This is a genomic window from Citrobacter sp. CK185, assembly GCF_030333565.1.
In the GTDB taxonomy this organism is placed as follows: Bacteria; Pseudomonadota; Gammaproteobacteria; order Enterobacterales; family Enterobacteriaceae; genus Citrobacter_B; species Citrobacter_B koseri.
On sequence record NZ_JAOWFR010000027.1, the window covers coordinates 164590 to 186746 of the forward strand.

General features: G+C 53.9%; 26 protein-coding genes. 5 read left to right on the top strand and 21 right to left on the bottom strand.

What is annotated here, in order from left to right; genetic code table 11:
* Window positions 1-92: 92 nt before the first annotated feature.
* From rplI to rpsF, 4 genes are read right to left on the bottom strand one after another with little or no spacing between them, the layout of a single operon-like run.
* On the bottom strand, window positions 93-542 hold the full coding sequence (gene rplI / locus OGV79_RS21220) for a 50S ribosomal protein L9 (protein ID WP_012134405.1): 450 nt from the start codon (window positions 540-542) through the stop codon (window positions 93-95).
* 41 nt (window positions 543-583) lie between these two features.
* Window positions 584-811 carry a 30S ribosomal protein S18 gene (gene rpsR, locus OGV79_RS21225; protein WP_000135199.1) on the bottom strand — a complete coding sequence of 76 codons (228 nt, stop codon included), beginning with the start codon at window positions 809-811 and terminating at the stop codon, window positions 584-586.
* Window positions 812-815: 4 nt separating this feature from the next.
* Complete coding sequence (gene priB, locus OGV79_RS21230; RefSeq protein ID WP_012134407.1) at window positions 816-1130, bottom strand: primosomal replication protein N; 315 nt, start codon at window positions 1128-1130, stop codon at window positions 816-818.
* Between the two features lie 6 nt (window positions 1131-1136).
* The gene (gene rpsF / locus OGV79_RS21235) at window positions 1137-1532 is read right to left on the bottom strand and encodes a 30S ribosomal protein S6 (protein WP_012134408.1); all 396 of its coding nucleotides are present in this window, start codon (window positions 1530-1532) and stop codon (window positions 1137-1139) included.
* 333 nt (window positions 1533-1865) lie between these two features.
* Here rpsF and yjfY point away from each other — a divergent pair, with 333 nt between their 5' ends.
* Entirely contained in the window at window positions 1866-2141 is a 276-nt protein-coding gene (gene yjfY, locus OGV79_RS21240; RefSeq protein WP_024130788.1) for a DUF1471 family protein YjfY, read from the top strand.
* A gap of 134 nt (window positions 2142-2275) precedes the next feature.
* On the opposite strand, the gene OGV79_RS21245 is transcribed toward yjfY, so the two are convergent.
* The 6 genes from OGV79_RS21245 to ulaA are packed head-to-tail and all read right to left on the bottom strand — an operon-like array spanning window position 2276 to window position 6685.
* Complete coding sequence (locus tag OGV79_RS21245; protein ID WP_286468905.1) at window positions 2276-2962, bottom strand: L-ribulose-5-phosphate 4-epimerase; 687 nt, start codon at window positions 2960-2962, stop codon at window positions 2276-2278.
* Window positions 2962-3816 (bottom strand): L-ribulose-5-phosphate 3-epimerase, encoded by an 855-nt coding sequence (locus OGV79_RS21250; protein ID WP_134769841.1) that lies wholly within the window; start codon window positions 3814-3816, stop codon window positions 2962-2964. The genes OGV79_RS21245 and OGV79_RS21250 overlap by 1 nt, the downstream gene beginning before the upstream one ends.
* A 9-nt stretch (window positions 3817-3825) precedes the next feature.
* The gene (gene ulaD, locus OGV79_RS21255) at window positions 3826-4476 is read right to left on the bottom strand and encodes a 3-keto-L-gulonate-6-phosphate decarboxylase UlaD (protein ID WP_024130789.1); all 651 of its coding nucleotides are present in this window, start codon (window positions 4474-4476) and stop codon (window positions 3826-3828) included.
* Window positions 4477-4489: 13 nt separating this feature from the next.
* Window positions 4490-4957: a PTS ascorbate transporter subunit IIA gene (gene ulaC / locus OGV79_RS21260; protein ID WP_012134416.1), complete on the bottom strand. Its 468-nt coding sequence runs from the start codon at window positions 4955-4957 to the stop codon at window positions 4490-4492.
* A gap of 9 nt (window positions 4958-4966) precedes the next feature.
* Entirely contained in the window at window positions 4967-5272 is a 306-nt protein-coding gene (gene ulaB, locus OGV79_RS21265) for a PTS ascorbate transporter subunit IIB (protein WP_024130790.1), read from the bottom strand.
* A gap of 15 nt (window positions 5273-5287) precedes the next feature.
* Entirely contained in the window at window positions 5288-6685 is a 1398-nt protein-coding gene (gene ulaA / locus OGV79_RS21270) for a PTS ascorbate transporter subunit IIC (protein ID WP_286468906.1), read from the bottom strand.
* 363 nt (window positions 6686-7048) lie between these two features.
* Here ulaA and ulaG point away from each other — a divergent pair, with 363 nt between their 5' ends.
* Together ulaG and ulaR are read left to right on the top strand one after the other, a co-directional pair.
* On the top strand, window positions 7049-8113 hold the full coding sequence (ulaG, locus tag OGV79_RS21275) for an L-ascorbate 6-phosphate lactonase (protein WP_024130791.1): 1065 nt from the start codon (window positions 7049-7051) through the stop codon (window positions 8111-8113).
* Window positions 8114-8219: 106 nt separating this feature from the next.
* Window positions 8220-8975, top strand: coding sequence for an HTH-type transcriptional regulator UlaR (gene ulaR, locus OGV79_RS21280; RefSeq protein WP_012134422.1), 756 nt, complete (start codon window positions 8220-8222; stop codon window positions 8973-8975).
* Here the strand turns inward: ulaR and yjfP are convergent.
* Window positions 8972-9721, bottom strand: coding sequence for an esterase (gene yjfP, locus OGV79_RS21285; protein ID WP_286468907.1), 750 nt, complete (start codon window positions 9719-9721; stop codon window positions 8972-8974). The genes ulaR and yjfP overlap by 4 nt on opposite strands.
* Before the next feature lie 178 nt (window positions 9722-9899).
* Between yjfP and bsmA the strand changes: the two genes are divergently transcribed.
* Both bsmA and yjfN read left to right on the top strand, forming a co-directional pair.
* A complete protein-coding gene (gene bsmA / locus OGV79_RS21290; RefSeq protein ID WP_012134424.1) occupies window positions 9900-10229 on the top strand; it encodes a biofilm peroxide resistance protein BsmA in 330 nt (109 codons plus the stop codon).
* Between the two features lie 130 nt (window positions 10230-10359).
* Entirely contained in the window at window positions 10360-10635 is a 276-nt protein-coding gene (yjfN, locus tag OGV79_RS21295; protein WP_012134425.1) for a DUF1471 family protease activator YjfN, read from the top strand.
* Between the two features lie 85 nt (window positions 10636-10720).
* Here the strand turns inward: yjfN and OGV79_RS21300 are convergent, their stop codons facing one another.
* The 10 genes from OGV79_RS21300 to hfq form a co-directional block, all read right to left on the bottom strand.
* Entirely contained in the window at window positions 10721-12343 is a 1623-nt protein-coding gene (locus OGV79_RS21300; RefSeq protein ID WP_286468908.1) for an isovaleryl-CoA dehydrogenase, read from the bottom strand.
* A 117-nt stretch (window positions 12344-12460) separates the two neighbouring features.
* Window positions 12461-13192, bottom strand: coding sequence for a 23S rRNA (guanosine(2251)-2'-O)-methyltransferase RlmB (gene rlmB / locus OGV79_RS21305; protein WP_012134428.1), 732 nt, complete (start codon window positions 13190-13192; stop codon window positions 12461-12463).
* Between the two features lie 93 nt (window positions 13193-13285).
* A complete protein-coding gene (gene rnr / locus OGV79_RS21310) occupies window positions 13286-15718 on the bottom strand; it encodes a ribonuclease R (protein WP_024130793.1) in 2433 nt (810 codons plus the stop codon).
* Between the two features lie 38 nt (window positions 15719-15756).
* Window positions 15757-16182 carry a nitric oxide-sensing transcriptional repressor NsrR gene (gene nsrR, locus OGV79_RS21315; protein WP_024130794.1) on the bottom strand — a complete coding sequence of 142 codons (426 nt, stop codon included), beginning with the start codon at window positions 16180-16182 and terminating at the stop codon, window positions 15757-15759.
* 227 nt (window positions 16183-16409) lie between these two features.
* A complete protein-coding gene (purA, locus tag OGV79_RS21320; protein ID WP_012134433.1) occupies window positions 16410-17708 on the bottom strand; it encodes an adenylosuccinate synthase in 1299 nt (432 codons plus the stop codon).
* A 102-nt stretch (window positions 17709-17810) separates the two neighbouring features.
* A complete protein-coding gene (locus OGV79_RS21325) occupies window positions 17811-18008 on the bottom strand; it encodes a DUF2065 domain-containing protein (protein WP_024130795.1) in 198 nt (65 codons plus the stop codon).
* Window positions 18009-18090: 82 nt separating this feature from the next.
* Entirely contained in the window at window positions 18091-19095 is a 1005-nt protein-coding gene (gene hflC, locus OGV79_RS21330) for a protease modulator HflC (protein WP_012134436.1), read from the bottom strand.
* Between the two features lie 2 nt (window positions 19096-19097).
* A complete protein-coding gene (hflK, locus tag OGV79_RS21335; RefSeq protein WP_012134437.1) occupies window positions 19098-20354 on the bottom strand; it encodes an FtsH protease activity modulator HflK in 1257 nt (418 codons plus the stop codon).
* Between the two features lie 92 nt (window positions 20355-20446).
* A complete protein-coding gene (gene hflX, locus OGV79_RS21340) occupies window positions 20447-21727 on the bottom strand; it encodes a ribosome rescue GTPase HflX (protein ID WP_047459460.1) in 1281 nt (426 codons plus the stop codon).
* Window positions 21728-21800: 73 nt separating this feature from the next.
* Entirely contained in the window at window positions 21801-22109 is a 309-nt protein-coding gene (gene hfq / locus OGV79_RS21345) for an RNA chaperone Hfq (protein ID WP_012134439.1), read from the bottom strand.
* Window positions 22110-22157: the final 48 nt, after the last annotated feature.

The following is a 22157-nucleotide window of genomic DNA, read 5'->3' on the forward strand; positions in this document are numbered from 1 at the left end:
AGGGTAAAGAATAGCCAGTGCGAAAAACAGGGGGGCAGAAAAGCAAAACGCCAGCACAAGGCCGGCGTTTTTACGCGATAGAAGAATAAAACTTATTCAGCTACTACGTTTACAGTCAGTTTAGCGAATACTTCGCTGTGAACCTGGAAGTTCACTTCGTGCTCACCAGTGGTACGCAGAACGCCGTTCGGCAGACGAACTTCGCTCTTAGCCACTTCAACGCCTGCTGCTGTTACAGCGTCAGCGATGTCGCGAGTACCGATGGAACCGAACAGTTTACCTTCGTCGCCAGCTTTGGACGCGATGGTTACGGTTTCCAGGGCGTTGATTTTCTCTGCGCGTGCATTTGCAGCAGCCAGAACGTCAGCCAGTTTAGCTTCCAGTTCAGCGCGACGTGCTTCGAAGAACTCAACGTTTTTCTTGGTAGCAGGAACAGCTTTACCCTGTGGTACCAGGAAGTTACGAGCGTAGCCCGCTTTAACGTTAACCTGATCACCCAGGCTACCCAGGTTTGCTACTTTATCAAGCAGAATAACTTGCATTACCTTATCCTCTCAAAGTCGTATTAATGGACCGTGGCCGATTACTGATGACGATCAGTGTACGGCAGCAGGGACAGGTAGCGAGCGCGTTTGATAGCGCGAGCCAGCTGACGCTGGTATTTTGCACGGGTACCGGTGATACGGCTTGGGACAATCTTACCGCTTTCGGTGATGTAGTTTTTCAGCGTAGCGATATCTTTATAGTCGATCTCTTGAACGCCTTCCGCGGTGAAACGGCAGAACTTGCGACGACGGAAATAACGTGCCATATGGCTAGTCTCCAGAATCTATCAATTCAATCTGCTCGGCATGCAGAACCATTTTGCTCAGACCGTTCTTTGCCTTGTGGCAAGAGATGAACCCCTGAACGGTTATGCGGCTGCCGACCGTTATACTGTGAGTAATGGCCTGGTTTTCGTGTCCGCTAACAATAACGGGCATTTGACACCACGCCTGCCGGTGAAACCCGGCTTCCTCCTGCACAGAACGATGCTCAAGCACGAACTGGCAGTGCGGAATTCCTGATGGACTGACCTTTCGAAGGGGCATCCTGCACACGGTGCCGGACAACGCCAGACGGTTGGTCATCAGAAATTACTCTTCAGAATCCCCAGCATCTGCATCATCTGCGGTTTCGTTTGCGAAATCATCGCGACGCTCACGGCGCTCGTCTTTCGCTTTAACCATCGGAGATGCTTCGGTAACAGCGTGCTTAGTACGCATTACCATGCTACGGATAACGGCATCGTTGAAGCGGAAGTTAGTTTCCAGCTCATCGATCACTTCCTGCGGCGCTTCAACGTTCAGCAGAACGTAGTGAGCTTTGTGCAGTTTGTTGATCGGGTAAGCCAGCTGACGGCGGCCCCAGTCTTCCAGACGGTGGATCTTGCCTTCTGCACCAGTGATTGCACCAGTGTAGCGCTCGATCATGCCCGGAACCTGTTCGCTCTGGTCAGGATGGACCATAAAAACGATTTCGTAATGACGCATCGAATTGCTCCTTACGGATTATTCAGCCTCCTGTCTGGGTCAGCCGAATCCCGGGGAGGCAAGGAACGTGTTAAAGGTCGGCTGAAAAATGACGCGTCATAATACTTGCGCCCATGAGGAAACACAAGTTGATTGCGCAAAAATTCACACGAAGCGCAAAGACAGGTTAACCATGTGATTTAAAATTAATCACATGGCATCGCGCCAATTTTTTGAACAACTGCATCAGAAATGGTCGCTATCGACTTCGCTGGTAGCGATTAAAATTAAATCAGAAGCAATTCACTTACAGGAGATATTGCTAACCAGACACAGCAGTCGAGGAGGTACAGTATGCGAGCGCGTGTTATGACCCTTCTGGCTGCGCTTTTGCTCAGTGCAAACGCGATGGCAGCCATCAAAATCGATAATCACCAGGCACGAAATATGGATGATGTGCAGAGCTTAGGCGTGATTTATATAAACCATAACTTCGCCACTGAAAGTGAAGCAGATCAGGCATTGAATGAAGAGACAGATGCGCGAGGCGCAACGTACTACCACGCCATCCTGACCCGGGAACCGGGAAGTAACGGCAACATGCGCGCCAGCGCGGATATTTATCGCTAGCACCAGGAAAAACCAACGAGAACATTGCCATAGTTTGACTTGCCCCCTTCACCGGGGGCTTTTTTATGGCAAAAGCGGCCCCGGAATCAGGCCGGTAACATCCCGAAGGAAGTAATGATTCCAGGGCACGTGTCTTACTTTTGTCCGTAATAGGCGTCAGGCCCATGCTTACGCATAAAATGTTTATTCATTAAATAATCGTCGATCGGGCTGAGCGCCGGATTGATACCGCGAGCAATCCATGCCATCCGCGCGACCTCTTCCATCACCACCGCATTATGCACGGCGTCATGCGCATCTTTGCCCCAGGCAAACGGCCCGTGCTGATACACCACGACGCCAGGCGTATGCAGCGGCTGACCGTCACCCAGCGTTTCGATAATCACATGGCCGGTGTTCAGCTCATATTCACCCTGCACTTCTTCTTCGGTTAACGCCCTGGTACAGGGGATATCGCCAAAGAAGTAGTCCGCATGGGTCGTGCCCAGCGCCGGGATCGCCAGCCCTGCCTGCGCCCACGCCGTGGCATGCGTAGAGTGCGTGTGCACGATGCCGCCCAGCGAAGGGTAACGACGGTACAGCGCCAGATGCGTGGCGGTATCGGAAGAAGGCCGCCACTGCCCTTCCACCACCTTGCCCTGGAGATCCACCACCACCATATCGTCCGCTTTCATGGTTTCATAAGCCACCCCGCTAGGCTTAATGACCACCAGCCCGCGCTCCCTGTCGATCGCGCTGACGTTGCCCCAGGTGAAAGTCACCAGGCCATAACGCGGCAAATCCATATTGGCTTCAAAAACGTGCTGCCTGAGTTTTTGCATTATGCTGTCTCCACCAGACCGGCGCTGGCCATACGCGCTTTCACCCAATCACGCGCTTTCGCCACCTCACGCGCCGGATCGTCCGACGTTTCACTCCACATCTCAATCAGGTATGGCCCGCAATACCCATTCTGCTTGAGCGTGGCGAAACAGCGTTCAAAATCAACGACACCTTCACCGAACGGCACGTTCTTGAACACGCCTGGCTTCGTATCTTTGACATGAACCGCGACGATATGCCCCATTCCAGCCTGCAACTCCATCTGCACATCGTTATCCCAGGCTGACAGGTTGCCGATATCAGGATAAAGCTGGAACCACGGGTTATTAAGATAGTGCGCATAACCCAACGCTTTGCTGATGGAGTTCATCAGAGGGTAATCCATGATCTCCATCGCCAGCGTGACCTGGGCACGGCTTGCCATTTCGACGCTCTCTTTCAGCCCATCACGAAAACGACGGCGCGTTTCATTGTTGGCCTCCTGATAGTACACGTCGTAACCCGCAAGCTGGATGACGCGAATACCGATGTCCTGCGCAAACTGAATGGCTTTACGCATGATCTCCAGCCCTTGCGCACGTACAGCATCATCTTCGCTGCCCAACGGAAAGCGACGATGCGCGCTCAGGCACATGGACGGCACCCGCACGCCGGTCTCAGCGATAGCGCTCACCAGCGCCAGGCGCTGCTCACGGTTCCAGTCGAGGCGCGCCAGGCGGGCATCGGTTTCATCGACAGACATTTCAACGAAATCGAAGCCCAGTTCTTTCGCCAGCCGCAGGCGATCCAACCAGCACTCCCCGGCGGGGAGCGCTTTTTCGTAGATGCCAAGCGGAGTCTGTTTAGACAGCATATCCGCTCCTTATCCCCACAACTGGGCGATAGAACGTTTGAACTGACGCGCGGCTTCAACCGGAGAGGCGGCGTCGCGAATGCTGCGACCAGCAATAAAGACATGGATTGGAATGCCCTTAAACAGCGGCAGATCTTCCAGCGCCAGGCCGCCAGTCACGGTCACTTTAAAGCCCATATCAGAGAGACGTTTGATCGCGCTGATATCCGCTTCGCCCCAGGCCACGCCAGCGGCCTGTGCATCACGGCTACGGTGATAAACCACCTGCTGGATCCCCGCATCGCGCCACTCCTGCGCCTGCTCCCAGGTCCAGTAGCCGGTCAGTTCAATCTGCACATCGCCGTTAAACTCTTGCGCCACTTCCAGCGCGCCTTTGGCGGTGTTGATATCCGCGCAGCAGATAACCGTCACCCAATCCGCGTTGGCTTCAAAGCACATACGAGAAAGAATTTTCCCCGCGTCCGCAATTTTGGCGTCAGCCAGCACGATCTTATGCGGATAGAGCGCTTTCAGATCGCGTACCGCACGTACGCCTTCACCCACGCACAGGATGGTGCCAACTTCGATAATATCGACTTCTTCCGCGATCAGGCGGGTCGTTTCGTAAGCGTGGGACAGCGTCTGGTTATCCAGCGCAACTTGCAACATAGGTAATGACATTTCTATTCCTTACTTAAACTGCCGCCGCAGTGGCGTTATCAATTAAATCCAGCACATCCTGCTCGGTACGGCAGGCGCGTAAACGGTCAAAGTTGGCTTCATCTTCAAACAGGTTGACGATTTGCATGATGCCGTCTTCCTGATGCGCGCGGGCATCCACTGCCGCCAGCGTGATGAGGATATCGACCGGGTCATTATCTTCGTGGTTGAAGACCATCGGCGTTTTCAGCGTCACCAGCGCGAAGCCGGTTTTTTTGACGCCCTCTTCCGGGCGGCCATGCGGCATCGCCAGGCCTGGCGCAATCACAAAATACGGACCAAAACGCTCTACGCCATCAAGAATGGCCTGGTAGTAACGCGGCTCCACAACATCTGCTTCCACCAGCAGGTCTACGCCGATTTTCACCGCCTCCTGCCAGGTGCTCGCTTCTGCATTCAGGCGAATGGACTTATTCTCCGCCAGCGAATCACGTAATTTCATGCTGCGTCCTTATTTCAGGTCGTTCGGAAAGTGCTCTTTGATCACTTCCATCAGTTTCGGACCAAAATCAGCGGCGGAAAGCATATTGCGCACGCCCACCACATATTTATTACCGGAGACGGTGATTTCGCTGGCGACGTGCGTCGAGGCAATAATGATGTCCGCGCCGTTCAGCTCACTTTTGTACTCACCCACTGCGCAGCTATTTACCGTATGCGCAACGCCCTGCTGCGTCAGAAACTGGTCAACTTTCATTTTCATGATCATTGAACTACCTTGCCCACAACCACAAACAGCCAGAATACGTACGGTCATAATCGGAACTCCTTATTAAGCAGAGTGTTCTGCCAGTTGTTTTTCTGCATCTTCTTCAGCGCGCAATGTGCGCCCTGCGAAGAACATATAAGCCAGTGAAATCAGTATCATGACGCTCATAAACATCAGCCCGATGCTGACGAAGCCTTGCATCATCGGAGGCGCCAGAATCGACCAGTCCGCCATTCCCATCCAGGCGCTCATACCGGTCAGTTTCACCGCCCAGACGCAGCCAAAGATTTCGATCATGCCCATAACCAGGCAAATCTTGAGCGCCGCGCGCCAGCCGCCAAAGTGGTTAGCGAACACGCCAATCGTGGCGTTAGAGAAGAACATTGGGATAAAGCCAGGGATGATCAGAATGGAGGAGCCGCAACCTACCAGAATACCAACGGCGATCAGCTGACCAATCGTGCCCCACATAAAGCCCCAGACCACCGCGTTCGGCGCGAAGCTATAAATCGCCGCACAGTCAATCGCCAGCACAGCACCGGTGATCAGACGCTGAGAGATACCGTTAAATGCTTCGGACAGTTCGGCGACAAACATGCGCACGCCCTGCGTGATGATGAAAATAGCGACAGCGAACTGGAAGCCGGTTTGCAGGATATAGATAGACCAGTGCGTTTTACCCGCCATCGCCTGAACCACATCCAGGCCAAAAGAGAGCAGGATCGCGCCGAAGAAGATGGTCATGACAATTGCCGTGGAGACGATATTGTCGTGGAAGATATTCAGCCAGCCGGGCAGTTTGAGATCTTCAACGCTCTCTTCTTTTTTACCGAGATATGGCGCGACCTTATACGCCAGCCATGCGGCAAACTGTTGCTGGTGACCAATGGAGAAACCACAGCCGTCCGTGACTTCCTGCGTCGGCTTATACATCATATTGGAGGTAATCCCCCAATACAGAGACACCAGAACCGCCGTGCAGATAATGGTGGTCCACATCGGATAACCGAAGATGTAGAAGAACACCGCGATCAGCCCCGCCTGCTGGAACATGATATGTCCGGTAAGCATGATGGTGCGAATCCCGGTAATCCGGCGCAGCAGCACGTAGCCGATATTCAATGCCAGCGCTAACAGCACGGCATACCCGACCCAACTGTAGGCGTCGCCCATGCGCTCGATCGTCGCCATCATGGAGGCGTAAGTATCAGAAATCGCGCCGTTGATGCCATACACCTCAGACATCTTCGCCACGACGGGCTTAAAGGTACTGGTCAGGATGCCGGACCCTGCCTGTAATAACATGAAACCAATAATGGTTTTTATCGTACCTTTGATAATAACGCTGACACTTTTGCGTAGGAGGATATAGCCCAGACAGGTGACAATACCCAGTAGCAGCGGAGCATTGGTCATAACCTGGTTAAAGAAAACGGTAAAGATGTTGTAGAGGATCTCCATAACGATCTCCAGTAGACGAAGTTGCTGAGCTCTGCGTACGCTCAGGTTGTTGTGTCACCACTCTAATTTTCAAAAGTAATCACAACAAGATTGAATTTGATTAATTGTGACGCACCACGCAAATAATTCCCACACTTAAGAAAAGGATTAACCCGACGTTAACCAGTCATCAATAAAACTCATTTTAATCAAATAGATATATTTAATTTCAATAGTTATACGCCCTTCATTACGTTCTCCTTTACTTCCAGACTGCCCTTCACAAGCAAAAATATGCCGTTGCCATCTTGAAAAAATAATGTCAGGATTAATCAAAACCAATCACAAACTGATTCAATTTGAACAAAAATGAAGGTAAATGCGATGAGTAAAGTGAAAAGTATCACGCGTGAATCATGGATCCTGAGCACCTTTCCTGAGTGGGGAAGCTGGCTGAATGAAGAGATCGAACAGGAACAGGTCGCGCCCGGCACATTTGCTATGTGGTGGCTCGGTTGCACCGGCATCTGGCTGAAATCAGAAGGCGGCACCAACGTATGCGTTGATTTCTGGTGCGGCACCGGCAAACAAAGCCACGGCAATCCGTTGATGAAAACGGGCCATCAGATGCAGCGCATGGCAGGGGTGAAGAAATTGCAGCCGAACCTGCGCACCACGCCGTTTGTTCTCGATCCTTTCGCGATTCGCCAGATCGATGCCGTGCTGGCCACTCACGATCATAACGATCATATCGACGTCAACGTCGCCGCAGCGGTGATGCAAAACTGCGCTGACGATGTGCCTTTCATCGGGCCGCAAACCTGCGTTGACCTGTGGATTGGCTGGGGCGTGCCGAAAGAGCGCTGCATCGTGGTCAAACCGGGCGATGTTGTGAAAGTGAAAGACATCGAAATTCATGCGCTTGATGCGTTTGATCGTACTGCGCTCATCACGCTTCCGGCCGATCAAAAGGCGGCGGGCGTACTGCCGGACGGCATGGACGCGCGCGCAGTGAACTACCTGTTCAAAACGCCGGGCGGTACGCTGTATCACAGCGGCGACTCCCACTACTCCAACTACTATGCGAAGCACGGCAATGAGCATCAGATCGACGTGGCGCTCGGCTCCTATGGCGAGAACCCGCGTGGCATCACCGACAAGATGACCAGCGCCGACATGCTGCGTATGGCGGAAGCGCTGAACACGAAAGTTGTGATTCCGTTCCACCATGATATCTGGTCGAACTTCCAGGCCGATCCGCAGGAAATCCGCGTTCTGTGGGAAATGAAAAAAGATCGCCTGAAGTATGGCTTCAAGCCGTTTATCTGGCAGGTTGGCGGTAAGTTCACCTGGCCACTGGATAAAGACAACTTTGAATATCACTACCCGCGTGGTTTTGATGACTGCTTCACGATGGAACCGGATTTACCGTTCAAATCCTTCCTGTAATTGTTCTCCGATGCCGGGTTTTCCCGGCATTTTTCTATATTTACTTTAGTATTTTCAGGCTATTTCAAATATCATCTTTTAAAATCAATTCGTATCGGAATAGCTCATGACTGAAGCACAAAGACATCAAATATTGCTGGATATGCTGGCGCAATTGGGCTTTGTTACCGTCGAGAATGTGATCGAACGTCTGGGGATCTCCCCGGCCACGGCGCGTCGGGATATCAACAAGCTCGATGAGAGCGGAAAGCTCAAAAAGGTGCGTAATGGCGCCGAAGCGATCGCTCAGCAACGTCCGCGCTGGACGCCGATGAATCTGCATCAGGCGCAGAACCACGATGAAAAAGTGCGCATTGCTAAAGCGGCAGCGCAACTGGTGAATCCTGGGGAAAGCGTGGTGATCAACTGTGGATCGACCGCCTTTCTGCTGGGCAGAGAAATATGCGGTAAGCCGGTGCAGATCATCACCAACTATCTCCCGCTGGCGAACTATCTGATCGATCAGGAGCATGAAAGCGTGATCATCATGGGAGGTCAGTACAACAAGAGCCAGTCCATCACGCTTAGTCCCCAGGGCAGCGAAAACAGCCTGTATGCCGGGCACTGGATGTTTACCAGCGGCAAAGGCCTGACCGCAGACGGTCTGTATAAAACCGATATGCTCACCGCTATGGCCGAGCAGAAAATGCTCAGCGTGGTCGGGAAGCTGGTGGTGCTGGTGGATAGCAGCAAGATCGGCGAGCGCGCAGGCATGTTGTTCAGCCGCGCCGATCAAATCGACACGCTGATTACGGGCAAAAATGCTAACCCTGACATTCTGCAACAGCTTGAAGCGCAAGGCGTTAGCATTCTGCGCGTTTAAAGATACTGGCGGAAAAACGACACCGTTGCCGCCAGCGCCTCTGGCGTAATACGGTGGCGTACGCCTGCTTCCCACAGACAGGTCAGGTTCTGATCCCTGTTCGCCTGAATCAGCGCCTGTTGTAAGCGGAACGTTTCCACCGCAGGGACGACGTCATCTTCCTGTCCATGCCATAGCAGCAGCGGCCGGTCGGCCAGTTTTGGCAACTGATGCGCCACCTCCCACTCAGCCAGGGGAGCAATGATGTCGTCAAATTCTCGCTGTTGCTCAGGCGTCTCAGGAATTAATGGCGGAAAAAGCGTATGCGCCAGTCGGATGAAATAACCCGACCCCATCAGGCTGGCGACGCATTTTACCTCCGGGTGGCGGGCCATGATCCCCAGCGCCGTCATACCGCCCATTGATGCGCCCCCCACGGCCAGACGTTCTTCCAGCACCCAGTTTTCCTGTTGAACTGCCGCACGTAACGCAGCGAATTCCTGCATGTTTTGCCGCAGAATCTGCCAGAATTGGGTCATTCGCCCCTGCGCATCACCGCTAAACCGCGCGCCATGCTCGGGCGCATCCGGCATGATAACCCGGAACCCGGCCTGCGCCAGAGCAACCGCAAAGTAGCTATAGACCAGGCTGGAAGAGGTAAAACCGTGGTAAAAAATAATACATGGAAGGGGCGTGTCACGTTTACCGTCAGGAAACGCGTGGAGTATGGAATGTCCTGCCAGGTACCGTGTTTCTATTTTTATCATATATCCCCCTTTCTCTGATATGCCACGGAGAAATACATAACTCAAGTTAATGAGTACGGCAATGATTCATAATGTTGAGAAGTGGATTACGCTTTCACCCTATTTTCATTCGAAAATCGCGTGAGAGATAACAATTTGGGAACATTCCCCCTAAAGGAAATTAATAAGGCACTACACTATGGCTATCAGTAAACGAGATAGAGTTATGCGCCGGTTCGCCCCATTGATGCTGGTACTGTTTTTAAGCGCTTGTAGCGTATTGCAAGGGACGCCGCAACCAGCACCGCCAGTCGCTGACCATCCTCAGGAAATTCGCCGTGACCAGACACAAGGGTTGCAGCGCCTGGGAACGGTAAGCTCAATGGTTCGGGGTTCTCCTGACGATGCTGTGGCAGAGATCAGAGCGAAAGCCGCCGCCGCTAAAGCAGATTATTACGTTATTTTGTTGGTTGATGAAACCATCGTAACAGGCCAATGGTATTCGCAAGCCATCCTGTATCGTAAATAGCGGAAGGTTGAAATTTAGTCAGCTTTACATTGCTTTGCGCCTCTATGCGTTTACCTGTGCACAATGAAATCATGGGATGACCGCAATGGAATGCCCTGTTGAATGCGGGGTCACGTAAAAGGAGCTGACGATGAAACGATCTCTTGCCTTATCCTCACTGCTGCTTTCTGCCGGTCTGGTGAGTACGACGGCGCAGTCTGCCGAATTCGCCAGCGCGGACTGCGTAACGGGCCTGAATGAAATTGGTCTGATATCCGTGAGTAATATTTCGGGAAATCAGCAGGATGTGGAACGTATCATTGCGTTAAAAGCCGATGAGCAGGGCGCTTCGTGGTATCGGATTATCCAGATGTACGAAGAACAGCAGCCCGATAACTGGCGCGTACAAGCCATACTTTATGCGTAACAGATTGCCTGATGGCATAAACTTATCTGGCCTGCACCGATCGCAGGCATGATAAGACGTGCCCGCGCCGCCATCAGGCAAATCGTTATCGCAATCCCCCCGTTGCCCGCAGCAACAGATCATTTTGCACCTGTTCAGACAGGCGTAACACGCCGCGCGTGTCCAGCATCATTTGGCACCAGGCCTGTGCCAACGGCGGAGAAGCATAGCGCAGCATTTGCGCCCCGCAGCCGAGCAGGAACAGCTGCTGTGTTATCTCCCGCCCCTGCACTTCATCGGGTTTGCGCAAGCGCTGTTGCAGCTGACGTACCGCCCGATCATAATGCCGATCCTGCCCTTTGACCTCCGCAAAAGCCTCGTTGAGCAGCTCATAGACGCCGGTCTGTTTACTCAGCACCCGCAGCACGTCCAGACACATGACGTTTCCCGACCCTTCCCAGATGCTGTTGACCGGCATCTCACGATACAGGCGCGGCAGCTCGCTCTCCTCGCAATAGCCAACGCCACCGAGCACTTCCATCGCCTCGGCAACAAAGGGGATGCCACTTTTGCAAATAGCAAACTTCACGGCTGGCGTGAACAAACGCGCCCGGAGCGCTTCTTTCGGGTCGCCACGACGATCCCACGCCCGAGCCAGACGAAACAGCAGCGCCGTCTGGCCTTCAAGCTGGAGCGCCATACGACTTAAAACCTGCCGCATCATGGGCTGATCAATCAAAGATTTGCCGAACACCTGCCGCTGATGCGCGTGGTAAATCGCCACGGAAAACGCCCGGCGCATCATACTATGACTGCCCAGCGCGCAATCAAAGCGGGTCATCCCTCCCATCTTCAGTATGTGACGAATCCCCTCGCCTTCCTCACCCAGTAGCCAGCCTACCGCATCCTGAAACTCAACCTCGCAACTGGCATTAGAGCGGTTGCCCAGTTTGTCTTTCAGTCGCTCAAGGCGAACGCCGTTTCGCTGCCCGTCAGGCAAAAAACGCGGGACAAAAAAGCAGGATAATCCGCCTTTCGTCTGCGCCAGCACCAGGTGCGCGTCGCTTTGCGGCACGGAGAAAAACCATTTGTGCCCCACCAGGCGCCAGGTGCCGTCGTCCAGTCGCTCTGCCCGGGTGGTGTTACTCAGCACATCGGAGCCGCCCTGCTTTTCCGTCATGCCCATGCCAATCAGCAGGCCGCGTTTTTGCCCACCGGGCAGGAGGTGTGAATCATAGCGATCGCTGCGTAGCGGCGTTAACCAGTCGTGGAAGGGGGGCGGCAGCATCTGTAGCAGCAGCGGCGTGGCGGCAAAAGTCATCGTGACTGGACACAACGTGCCTGCTTCCACCTGCGCATGCAGCATGAAACGAGCAGCCCGCGCGACAAACGCCCCCTGCCTGGCGTTCTCTTCCCAGGCCAAATTATGCACACGGTTAGCGCACAGGCCCTGCATCAGCAGATGCCAGGCGGGATGAAAACGAACATCGTCCAGCCGCTGCCCTTGTGGATCGTAACGTAGCAGTTCAGGTGGAAAGGCGTTCGCCAGCCGCCCCAGCTCCAGCGACTCCGCAGTGCCCAATTGTTGACCGATGCTGGCGAGAAGATCGCTGTCCCAGCCCGCGCCTTCACGGGCGACCGCCTCGCAAAGCGCGCCATCAGACAGGAATAAATTGCTGTTGTTGAGCGGTGCCGGTTGGTTAAAAACGGTATGCGTTTGCCAGTGCATTGTGTTTCCCTCCGTCAATGGCAGTCGCATTAAGTATGGTCAGCCTGCGGGGGACACGCCTGGGATAACGGTCACAAAAAAGCCATCCCGAGGGATGGCTTCATCAGTCAAAAGCGCTTAGCTGCGCTGTCGCACCGCTTCAAACAGGCAGATCCCGGTCGCGACGGAGACGTTCAGCGACGACACGCTACCCGCCATCGGAATGCTGATCAGCTCATCACAGTGCTCGCGGGTCAGACGACGCATCCCTTCGCCTTCAGCGCCCATCACCAGCGCCATCCGGCCGGTCATTTTGCTCTGGAACAGCGTATGGTCAGCTTCGCCCGCCGTACCGACAATCCAGATATTCTCTTCCTGCAACAGACGCATGGTACGCGCCAGGTTGGTCACACGGATCAGCGGCACGCTTTCGGCTGCGCCGCAGGCCACCTTTTTCGCCGTTGCGTTAAGCTGTGCGGAACGATCTTTCGGCACAATGACCGCATGTACGCCAGCGGCGTCTGCGCTACGCAGACAGGCGCCGAGGTTATGCGGATCGGTCACGCCGTCGAGGATCAGCAGGAAGGGATTGTCGAACTTCGCGATCAGATCAGGAAGATCGTTTTCCTGATACTGGCGTCCCGGCTTCACGCGCGCAATGATCCCCTGATGTACCGCACCCTCGCTTTTTTCATCAAGATACTGGCGGTTCGCCAGTTGGATCACCACGCCCTGCGCTTCCAGCGCATGGATCAGCGGCAGCAGGCGTTTATCTTCCCGCCCTTTCAGAATAAAGACGTCCTGAAAGCGCTCTGGCGCACGTTCCAGCAGAGCCTGCACCGCGTGGATGCCGTAAATCATTTCACTCATTGATGGTTCTCATTGATCAATTTTGCCGGGCGGCGCGATGCCTGCCCGGTCTACAGTACAAACGCCCTCTCCACGCGGGGGGAGAGGGGGAAATTACTCAGCTGACTTTTTCTTCGCCGCGCGCTTCGCTTTTGTCGCGGCAGCGATTTTCTGCGTCTTTGCCGATGGATTTTTGGCTTTCTTCTCTTTCTTCGCCTTACCTTTCGCTTTCTCGCCGCGGAAGGCGCTATCCGGTTCGAAATTCACCTTTTTGCCCACCTGACGACGCTTACCGGCATTTTTAGCCGTTTCGCCTCTTTTCGCTTTCTCACGCGCGGTTTTACCGACGTTGCGCGGGGCGCGTTCGCTGGAGATCAGGCTAAAGTCAATTTTACGCTCATCCATATTGACCGCTTCGACGCGGACTTCCACGCGGTCGCCCAGACGGTAGGTCTGGCCGCTGGATTCCCCCATCAGACGCTGCCCTACCTGATCGAAACGGTAGTAATCGTTGTCCAGCGAAGAGACGTGTACCAGACCATCAATAAACAGTTCATCCAGACGAACAAAGAAGCCGAACCCGGTTACGCTGGAAATCACCCCTTTAAAGACGTTCCCCACCTGATCCAGCATGAAGTCACACTTCAGCCAGTCAGAGACGTCGCGCGTGGCTTCGTCAGCACGGCGCTCGGTCATAGAACAGTGCTGGCCCAGTTGCAGCATCTCTTCCATCGAATAGTGGTAGCCGCCCGTTTCCGTCGTGTTGCCCTTATGCCCTTGCTCATGCGCCAGCAGATACTTAATGGCGCGGTGCAGCGACAGGTCAGGATAACGGCGGATCGGCGAGGTAAAGTGCGCGTAAGACTGCAATGCCAGACCAAAGTGGCCACGGTTTTCTGGATCGTAAATTGCCTGTTTCATTGAGCGCAGCAGCATGGTTTGCAGCATTTCCGCGTCAGGCCTGTCGGCAATCGACTCCAGCAGCTCCGCATAATCACGCGGTTCCGGCTTATTGCCGCCCGGCAATTCCAGCCCCAGCTCCGCCAGAACGGAACGGAAGGAGGTTATCGCCTCGGTGCTCGGCTTGTCGTGGATACGGAACAGCGCAGGCTCTTTGGCTTTCTCAACGAATCGCGCCGCCGAGATATTCGCCAGAATCATGCATTCTTCGATCAGCTTGTGCGCGTCATTACGCTGCGTCTGCTCGATACGTTCAATGCGACGTTCAGCATTGAAGATAAACTTCGCTTCTTCGCTTTCAAATGAGATGCCGCCACGCTCTTCGCGGGCGTTATCCAGCACTTTGTAGAGGTTATGCAGCTCTTCGATGTGCCTGACCAGCGGCGCATACTGCTCACGCAGGTCCTGGTCGCCCTGTAGCATATGCCAGACTTTGGTATACGTCAGGCGCGCATGGGAACTCATCACCGCTTCGTAGAATTTATAGCCGGTTAAACGCCCTTTTGATGAAACGGTCATTTCGCAGACCATACACAGGCGGTCAACCTGCGGGTTCAGCGAGCACAGGCCATTGGAGAGCACTTCCGGCAGCATCGGCACAACCTGCGACGGGAAATAGACCGACGTCCCACGGTTGCGCGCTTCGCGATCCAGCGGCGTTGGCGGACGCACGTAATAACTTACGTCAGCGATAGCCACCCACAGGCGCCAGCCGCCACCACGTTTCTTCTCGCAGTAAACCGCATCGTCAAAGTCACGGGCGTCTTCGCCATCAATCGTCACCAGCGGTAAGTCGCGCAGATCCACACGGCCTGCTTTCGCCTCTTCCGGCACTTCTTCTTTCAGGCCGGCGATCTGCTGTTCTACCGCCTGCGGCCAGATATAAGGAATTTCATGGGTGCGCAGCGCCATATCGACAGCCATGCCAGTGCCCATGTTATCGCCGAGAACCTCAACGATTTTACCGACCGCTTTAGTGCGGCGGGTCGGGCGCTGGGTGAGTTCCACCACCACCACAAAGCCCATGCGCGCGCCCATCACCTCTTCAGGCGGGATCAGGATGTCGAAGCTCAGACGGCTATCGTCCGGCACCACAAAGCCCACGCCCGCATCGGTAAAGTAACGACCGACAATCTGGCTGGTTTTCGGCACCAGAACACGCACGATACGCGCTTCGCGGCGGCCTTTACGATCGGCCCCCAGCGGCTGCGCCAGTACCTGATCGCCATGAATGCAGGTTTTCATCTGCTCACTGGAGAGATACAGGTCATCTTTACGTCCTTCGACACGCAAAAAGCCGTAGCCATCACGGTGGCCGATAACGGTACCTTTCAGCAGGTCGAGGCGTTCCGGCAGCGCATAGCACTGGCGGCGGGTAAAGACCAGCTGTCCGTCGCGTTCCATCGCACGCAGACGGCGGCGCAGGGCTTCCTGCTGCTCTTCACCTTCAATGTTCAGTTCCGCAGCCAACTCATCACGGTTGGCTGGTTTTTCACGTTTTGTTAAATGTTCGAGGATAAATTCCCGGCTCGGGATAGGGTTAGCGTATTTTTCAGCTTCACGTTCCAGGAAAGGATCTTGTGACATCGAGGTTCCTCCATTGTCAGCTCTGATGAAGATTTTCGTCACTCCACCAGCAATAATTTATAAAGCGGTTGATTCTCTTCAACCAAATCGGCAAGCGTGTAGTTATCCAGTTCCTTGAGAAAACTTTGCACGGCCTTCGAAAGTGCCTGCTTGAGTCGGCAGGCAGGAGTAATGTGGCAAAATTCGCTGCTGCAATTTACCAGAGATAAAGGTTCCAGCTCACGAACCACATCACCGATAACAATAACATTAGCCGGTTTACCCAGGCGGATACCGCCATTTTTTCCTCGAATAGCAGTAACGAAGCCCGCCCGGCTAAGTTGATTGATTATTTTGACCATATGATTACGGGACACGCCGTAGACTTCTGTCACCTCAGAAATACTGGTCATACGTCCTTCGGGTAGCGACGCCATATAGATTAGCGCACGTAATCCGTAATCGGTGAAACTCGTTAACTGCACATCAACCTCAGGAAAAGGGGAAAACGGGATAAACCAGGTTGTATTAATTACATTGATGATAAACCAGCCACCAGCCAGGTCGCTAATTTATTTCAGTTCGGGAAGGAAAAAAGCGAGGATCTTACGCTGTATTAAGCCGGATGGCGGCGAAAAGCGCCTTATCCGGCCTACAGTGTGAACAGGTCTGATAAGCGCAGCACCATCAGGCACTGCGCCATGACCCCAAATTATGCGTCAAACGGGTCACGCAGAATCATCGTTTCAGTACGGTCCGGGCCGGTAGAAATAATATCAATCGGCACGCCGGTCAGTTCTTCGATACGTTTGATGTAGTTCAGCGCCGCCTGCGGCAGGCCGCTGCGATCCTTCACGCCAAAGGTGGACTCAGACCAACCCGGCATGGTTTCGTAGATCGGCTCGATGCCTTCCCAGTCATCCGCTGCCAGCGGTGTGGTGGTTACTTCACGGCCATCCGGCATACGGTAAGCCACGCAGATTTTCACCTCTTCCAGGCCGTCCAGCACGTCCAGTTTGGTCAGGCAGAAGCCAGACAGGGAGTTGATCTGCACCGCACGGCGCACAGCAACGGAGTCCAGCCAGCCGGTACGACGACGACGACCGGTGGTGGCGCCGTATTCGTTACCCTGCTTGCACAGGAACTCGCCGGTGTCATCAAACAGCTCAGTCGGGAACGGACCCGCACCCACGCGAGTGGAGTAAGCTTTGATGATACCCAGAACGTAGTCCACATAACGCGGCCCCAGGCCAGAACCGGTCGCTACACCACCCGCAGTGGTGTTAGAGGAGGTAACGTACGGATAAGTACCGTGGTCGATATCCAGCAGCGTACCCTGCGCGCCTTCGAACATGACGAAATCGCCACGCTTACGCGCCTGGTCCAGCAGATCGGAAACATCAACAACCATAGAGGTCAGGATGTCGGCAATTGCCATCACATCATCCAGCACTTTCTGGTAGTCAACAGCTTCCACTTTGTAGAAGTTCACCAGCTGGAAGTTGTGATATTCCATCACTTCTTTCAGTTTTACAGCGAAGGTAGCTTTATCGAACAGATCGCCAACGCGCAGACCGCGACGAGCCACTTTGTCTTCATAAGCCGGGCCGATACCACGACCGGTGGTGCCGATCGCTTTCGCGCCACGCGCTTTCTCACGCGCGTTATCCAGCGCAACGTGATAATCAAGGATCAGCGGACAGGCTTCAGACAGCAGCAGGCGCTCACGGACAGGGATACCACGGTCTTCCAGTCCTTTCATCTCTTTCATCAGCGCAGCCGGAGACAGCACAACGCCGTTACCGATGATGCTGGTAACATTCTCACGAAGAATACCTGATGGAATAAGATGGAGGACGGTTTTTTCACCGTTGATTACGAGAGTATGGCCTGCGTTGTGACCGCCCTGGTAGCGTACAACATATTTAGCCCGTTCAGTCAGAAGATCGACGATCTTTCCTTTACCTTCGTCACCCCATTGGGTGCCCAGTACGACGACGTTGTTACCCATTTTTCAAAATCACCGTTTGCTTAAAAATGGATTCTACCATCGCTTTTTCAGATATACAGCACTTTTTGCATGCCAAGATCGGCAAATACGACTACTTTTTGATCAGCCAATCGTTTTCCTCAACATGTAGTAGACAACAACTCCGGCAACCACAAGACCGCCGCCAAAACGACGTAAAACATTTTCCGGCAGTTGCGTCATGGCAGAGATCATTTTCTTCCAGGCGCGGGGATACAGCATCGGGCCTAAACCTTCCAGCACCAAAACGAGGGCAAGCGCCAGCCAGATAGTTGAATTCATCCATCGTCCTTATATAAAAAGAAAACCACCGCCTCCCTGAGGATGCCGGTGGTTTTGTTCATCTAAAACCGTTGATACGATTTTAACGTGTTGCCGTATTCGGTGTCTTCATGTAACGGAAGAAATCGCTGTCCGGGCTCATGATCATCACGTCCTGATTGCCTTCGAAGCTCTTCTCGTAAGCACGCAGGCTACGGATAAAGGCGTAGAAGTCCGGGTCCTGACTGAAGGCATCGGCAAACAGTTTCGCGGCTTCGGCATCACCTTCACCACGCGAAATGCGGCCCTGACGCTCGGCTTCCGCCAGCGTTCTGGTCACTTCATAGTCGGCGGTCGCGCGCAGTTTCTCCGCTTCTTCCTGACCCTGTGAACGGTGACGACGGGCTACCGCTTCACGCTCGGCGCGCATACGGTTGTAAATCGCCTCGGATACCTCGGTCGGCAGGTTGATCTGCTTGATACGCACATCCACCACTTCGATACCTAACGCCGCCATACTGTTCGGGTTGATCACCGGCACTTTGCCATTGGTTTCTGCCGCAACGCGTTCAGCCGCTTCGGCAATCGCGCTATCCGCCGCCGGAGTCGCCACTTCATCTTCCGTTCCCGCAGAACCGGAGTTCAGCGCGTCACGCACTTCCAGCGTTAAACGACCACGGGAATCGGTCACGATGTCTTTCACATCCAGACGACCAATCTCAGAGCGCAAACGGTCAGAGAACTTACGTTTCAGCAGCACTTCGGCCTGAGAAACATCGCCGCCGCCTGTCGCCAGGTAGTAACGGCTGAAATCGCTGATGCGCCATTTGATGTAGGAGTCAACGATCAGGTCTTTTTTCTCTTTGGTTACAAAGCGATCGGCCTGGTTGTCCATCGTCTGGATACGCGCATCAAGCGTTTTCACCGACTCAATGAACGGGATCTTAAAGTGCAGGCCCGGCTCATAAACCAGCGGTTTGTTTTCATCGTCACGCAGAACTTTACCGAAACGCAGCGTAATTCCGCGCTCGCCTTCTTTGACAACAAAGACAGACATGTACAGCACTACCAGCACGATGATGATAATCGCAATAACTGACTTACGCATCGTTATTCCCCCTGACGCTGGTAGTCGTTACGCTGCGCGTTAGCGCGGCGTTGGTCCATAATATCGCCCTGACTGGTGGACGAGGTATTGCTTGCTCCGCTCGTGCTGGACGATGAAGCCGGCGGCAGACGCAGCAGATTGTTACCCGTGCTGTCTTTTGCCGCAGGCGCGTTAGCGCCTTTCAGCATCTGATCCAATGGCAGAACCATCAGATTGCCGCCTTTGTCGTTGACCAGAACTTTACGCGTATGGCTCAACACTTTTTCCATCGTCTCGATATACAGACGCTCGCGAGTAATCTCTGGTGCGGCTTTATATTCCGGCAGAATTTTAGCGAAGCGAGCCACTTCACCCTGCGCTTCCAGGATGGTTTGGGTTCTGTATGCACGCGCTTCTTCAAGAATACGCTGCGCCTGACCGTTCGCACGCGGCTGAACTTCGTTGGTGTACGCTTCCGCTTCACGGATGTATTGCTGTTCGTTCTCACGCGCCGCGATAGCATCGTCAAACGCCGCTTTTACCTCTTCCGGCGGACGCGCTGCCTGGAAGTTGACGTCCAGCAGGGTAATACCCATGTTGTACGGACGAATGGTCTCTTCCAGTTCACGCTGGGTATCGCTACGAATAACGGTACGACCTTCCGTCAGAATGCGGTCCATCGTGTATTTACCGATAACCCCACGCAGGGCGCTGTCGGTCGCCTGACGCAGACTGTCATCCGCGCTGGTCACGCTGAACAGATAACGCTGCGGATCGGTCACACGGTACTGCACGTTCATTTCAACGCGCACAACGTTTTCATCAGAAGTCAGCATCACACCGGACGCCGCCAGTTCGCGAACCGCTTCCACGTTCACCGGGGTGACTTCATCGATAAACGTCGGCTTCCAGTTCAGACCCGGCTCAACCAGGTGGCTGAATTTACCGAAGCGTGTCACCACGCCGCGTTCAGCTTCTTTGATGGTGTAGAAACCGCTGGCAGCCCAGATAATGACGATCGCTGCCGCTGCGATGGTAACGACACGACCTCCGATATGCGGGCGCGGCCCCTGCGATGAACTACCACCGCCAGAGCCTGTACCTTTACCGCCACCCAGACCACCGAGCTTTTTACTCAGTTTGCGGAAGATATCATCAAGATCAGGTGGTCCCTGATCGCGACCACCTTTGTTTCCATTTCCCTCAGAGTTGCCGCCAGGTTTGCTGCTTCCCCACGGGTCGCGGTCTTGTCCGTTATTACCGGGCTGATTCCACGCCATGTTTGTGCTCCATATTTGTTATGCGGTGATCCCCGTTGTCTTTCGACGAGAGGAATAAGGCGAAATTACTCCATGCTCCAGACGAGCCGCCATTAGATCACATAGTCGATCAACGCCGGTTCTTGTTTACAGAGGCGACGCCAGTCGACAATCGGCATGCGAACCTGCAAACTTACGCTGCCGTCCTCCTCCATCCACTCTTTTTCTATTGCCTGAAGTTGGTAAAACCGGCTTCTCAGACGCCCTTCCTGCGGCGGCAAACGCAACGTATGCTGCGCCACCTCGCCGGAAAGCCGCTCCGTCAAAGCCTGAAAAAGCTGTGGTATCCCAACCCCTGTTTGCGCAGAAAGCCAGACACGGATTGGTTTGTTCTCTTCATCCCTGTCGATACGCGGTTCAAAATCGTCCAGCATATCGATCTTGTTCATCACCATCAGGGTTGGGATCTCGTGAGCGTCGATCTCTTCGAGAACCGTATCCACTGCGTCGATGTTTTCCTGTACGCGCACATCAGCGGCATCAACAACGTGTAACAAGAGCGTGGCCTGCCGGGTTTCCTGCAAGGTCGCTTTAAACGCCGCCACCAGATCGTGCGGTAAATGACGGATAAACCCTACGGTATCCGCCAGTACGGTTTCCCCCACATCTGCGACATCGATACGGCGCAGCGTCGGGTCCAGGGTCGCAAACAGTTGGTCTGCGGCATACACCCTGGCTTCAGTAATCTGATTGAAAAGGGTGGATTTACCGGCGTTGGTATATCCCACCAGCGAGACCGTCGGGACATCCGCTTTTATACGCGACTGCCGCCCCTGCTCACGTTGCTTCTCAACTTTCTCCAGGCGCGACTGTATTTGTACAATACGATTACGCAGCAAACGACGGTCGGTTTCGAGCTGGGTTTCACCCGGACCGCGCAAACCAATCCCGCCTTTCTGCCTTTCAAGGTGGGTCCAGCCACGAACCAGACGCGTGGCCAGATGACGCAACTGCGCCAGTTCAACCTGCAACTTACCTTCGTGGGTACGTGCACGCTGAGCAAAAATATCTAAAATAAGACCGGTTCTGTCGATCACGCGACATTCACACAAACGTTCCAGGTTACGCTCCTGGGCCGGGCTTAAAGCATGATCGAAAAGCACGACCGCAGCGTTAGACGCTTTCACGGCTTCCGCAATTTCAACTGCCTTACCTTCACCTACAAAGTACTTCGGGTGCGGTGCTTTACGGCTACCGGTAATCACCTGCATTGCTTCGACACCGGCGGAAGAGACCAGAGACTCAAACTCCTGGAGGTCTTCCATATCTTTGTCTTGCGAAAAATAGATGTGTACCAGTACCGCCTGCTCACCGGCATCATAACGGTCAAACAAGCGTCAACCCCTCGATATATATCAGCGGGGAACGCAGGTTCCCTGGCTCCCCGTGTGTAAAACAGCCAAAACCTTATTCGGTTTCTTCGCTGTCCTGTTGCGCAGAAGTACCCTGCGCGCTGCTACCGTGATGGTAGTTACTGCTGGTGCCGCCACCGGCATTGTTACTGTGATGAGAAACCGGGCGAGACGGGACAACAGTAGAAATCGCGTGCTTGTAAACCATCTGGCTGACCGTGTTTTTCAACAGGATCACGAATTGATCAAAAGACTCGATTTGACCTTGCAGCTTAATACCATTCACCAAATAAATAGAAACTGGAACACGTTCCCGACGCAGTGCGTTCAGGAACGGATCTTGTAAAGATTGCCCCTTAGCCATTCTCTCTTTTCCTTATATGCTTATTTGTACTTTGAACCTTTCGATTCT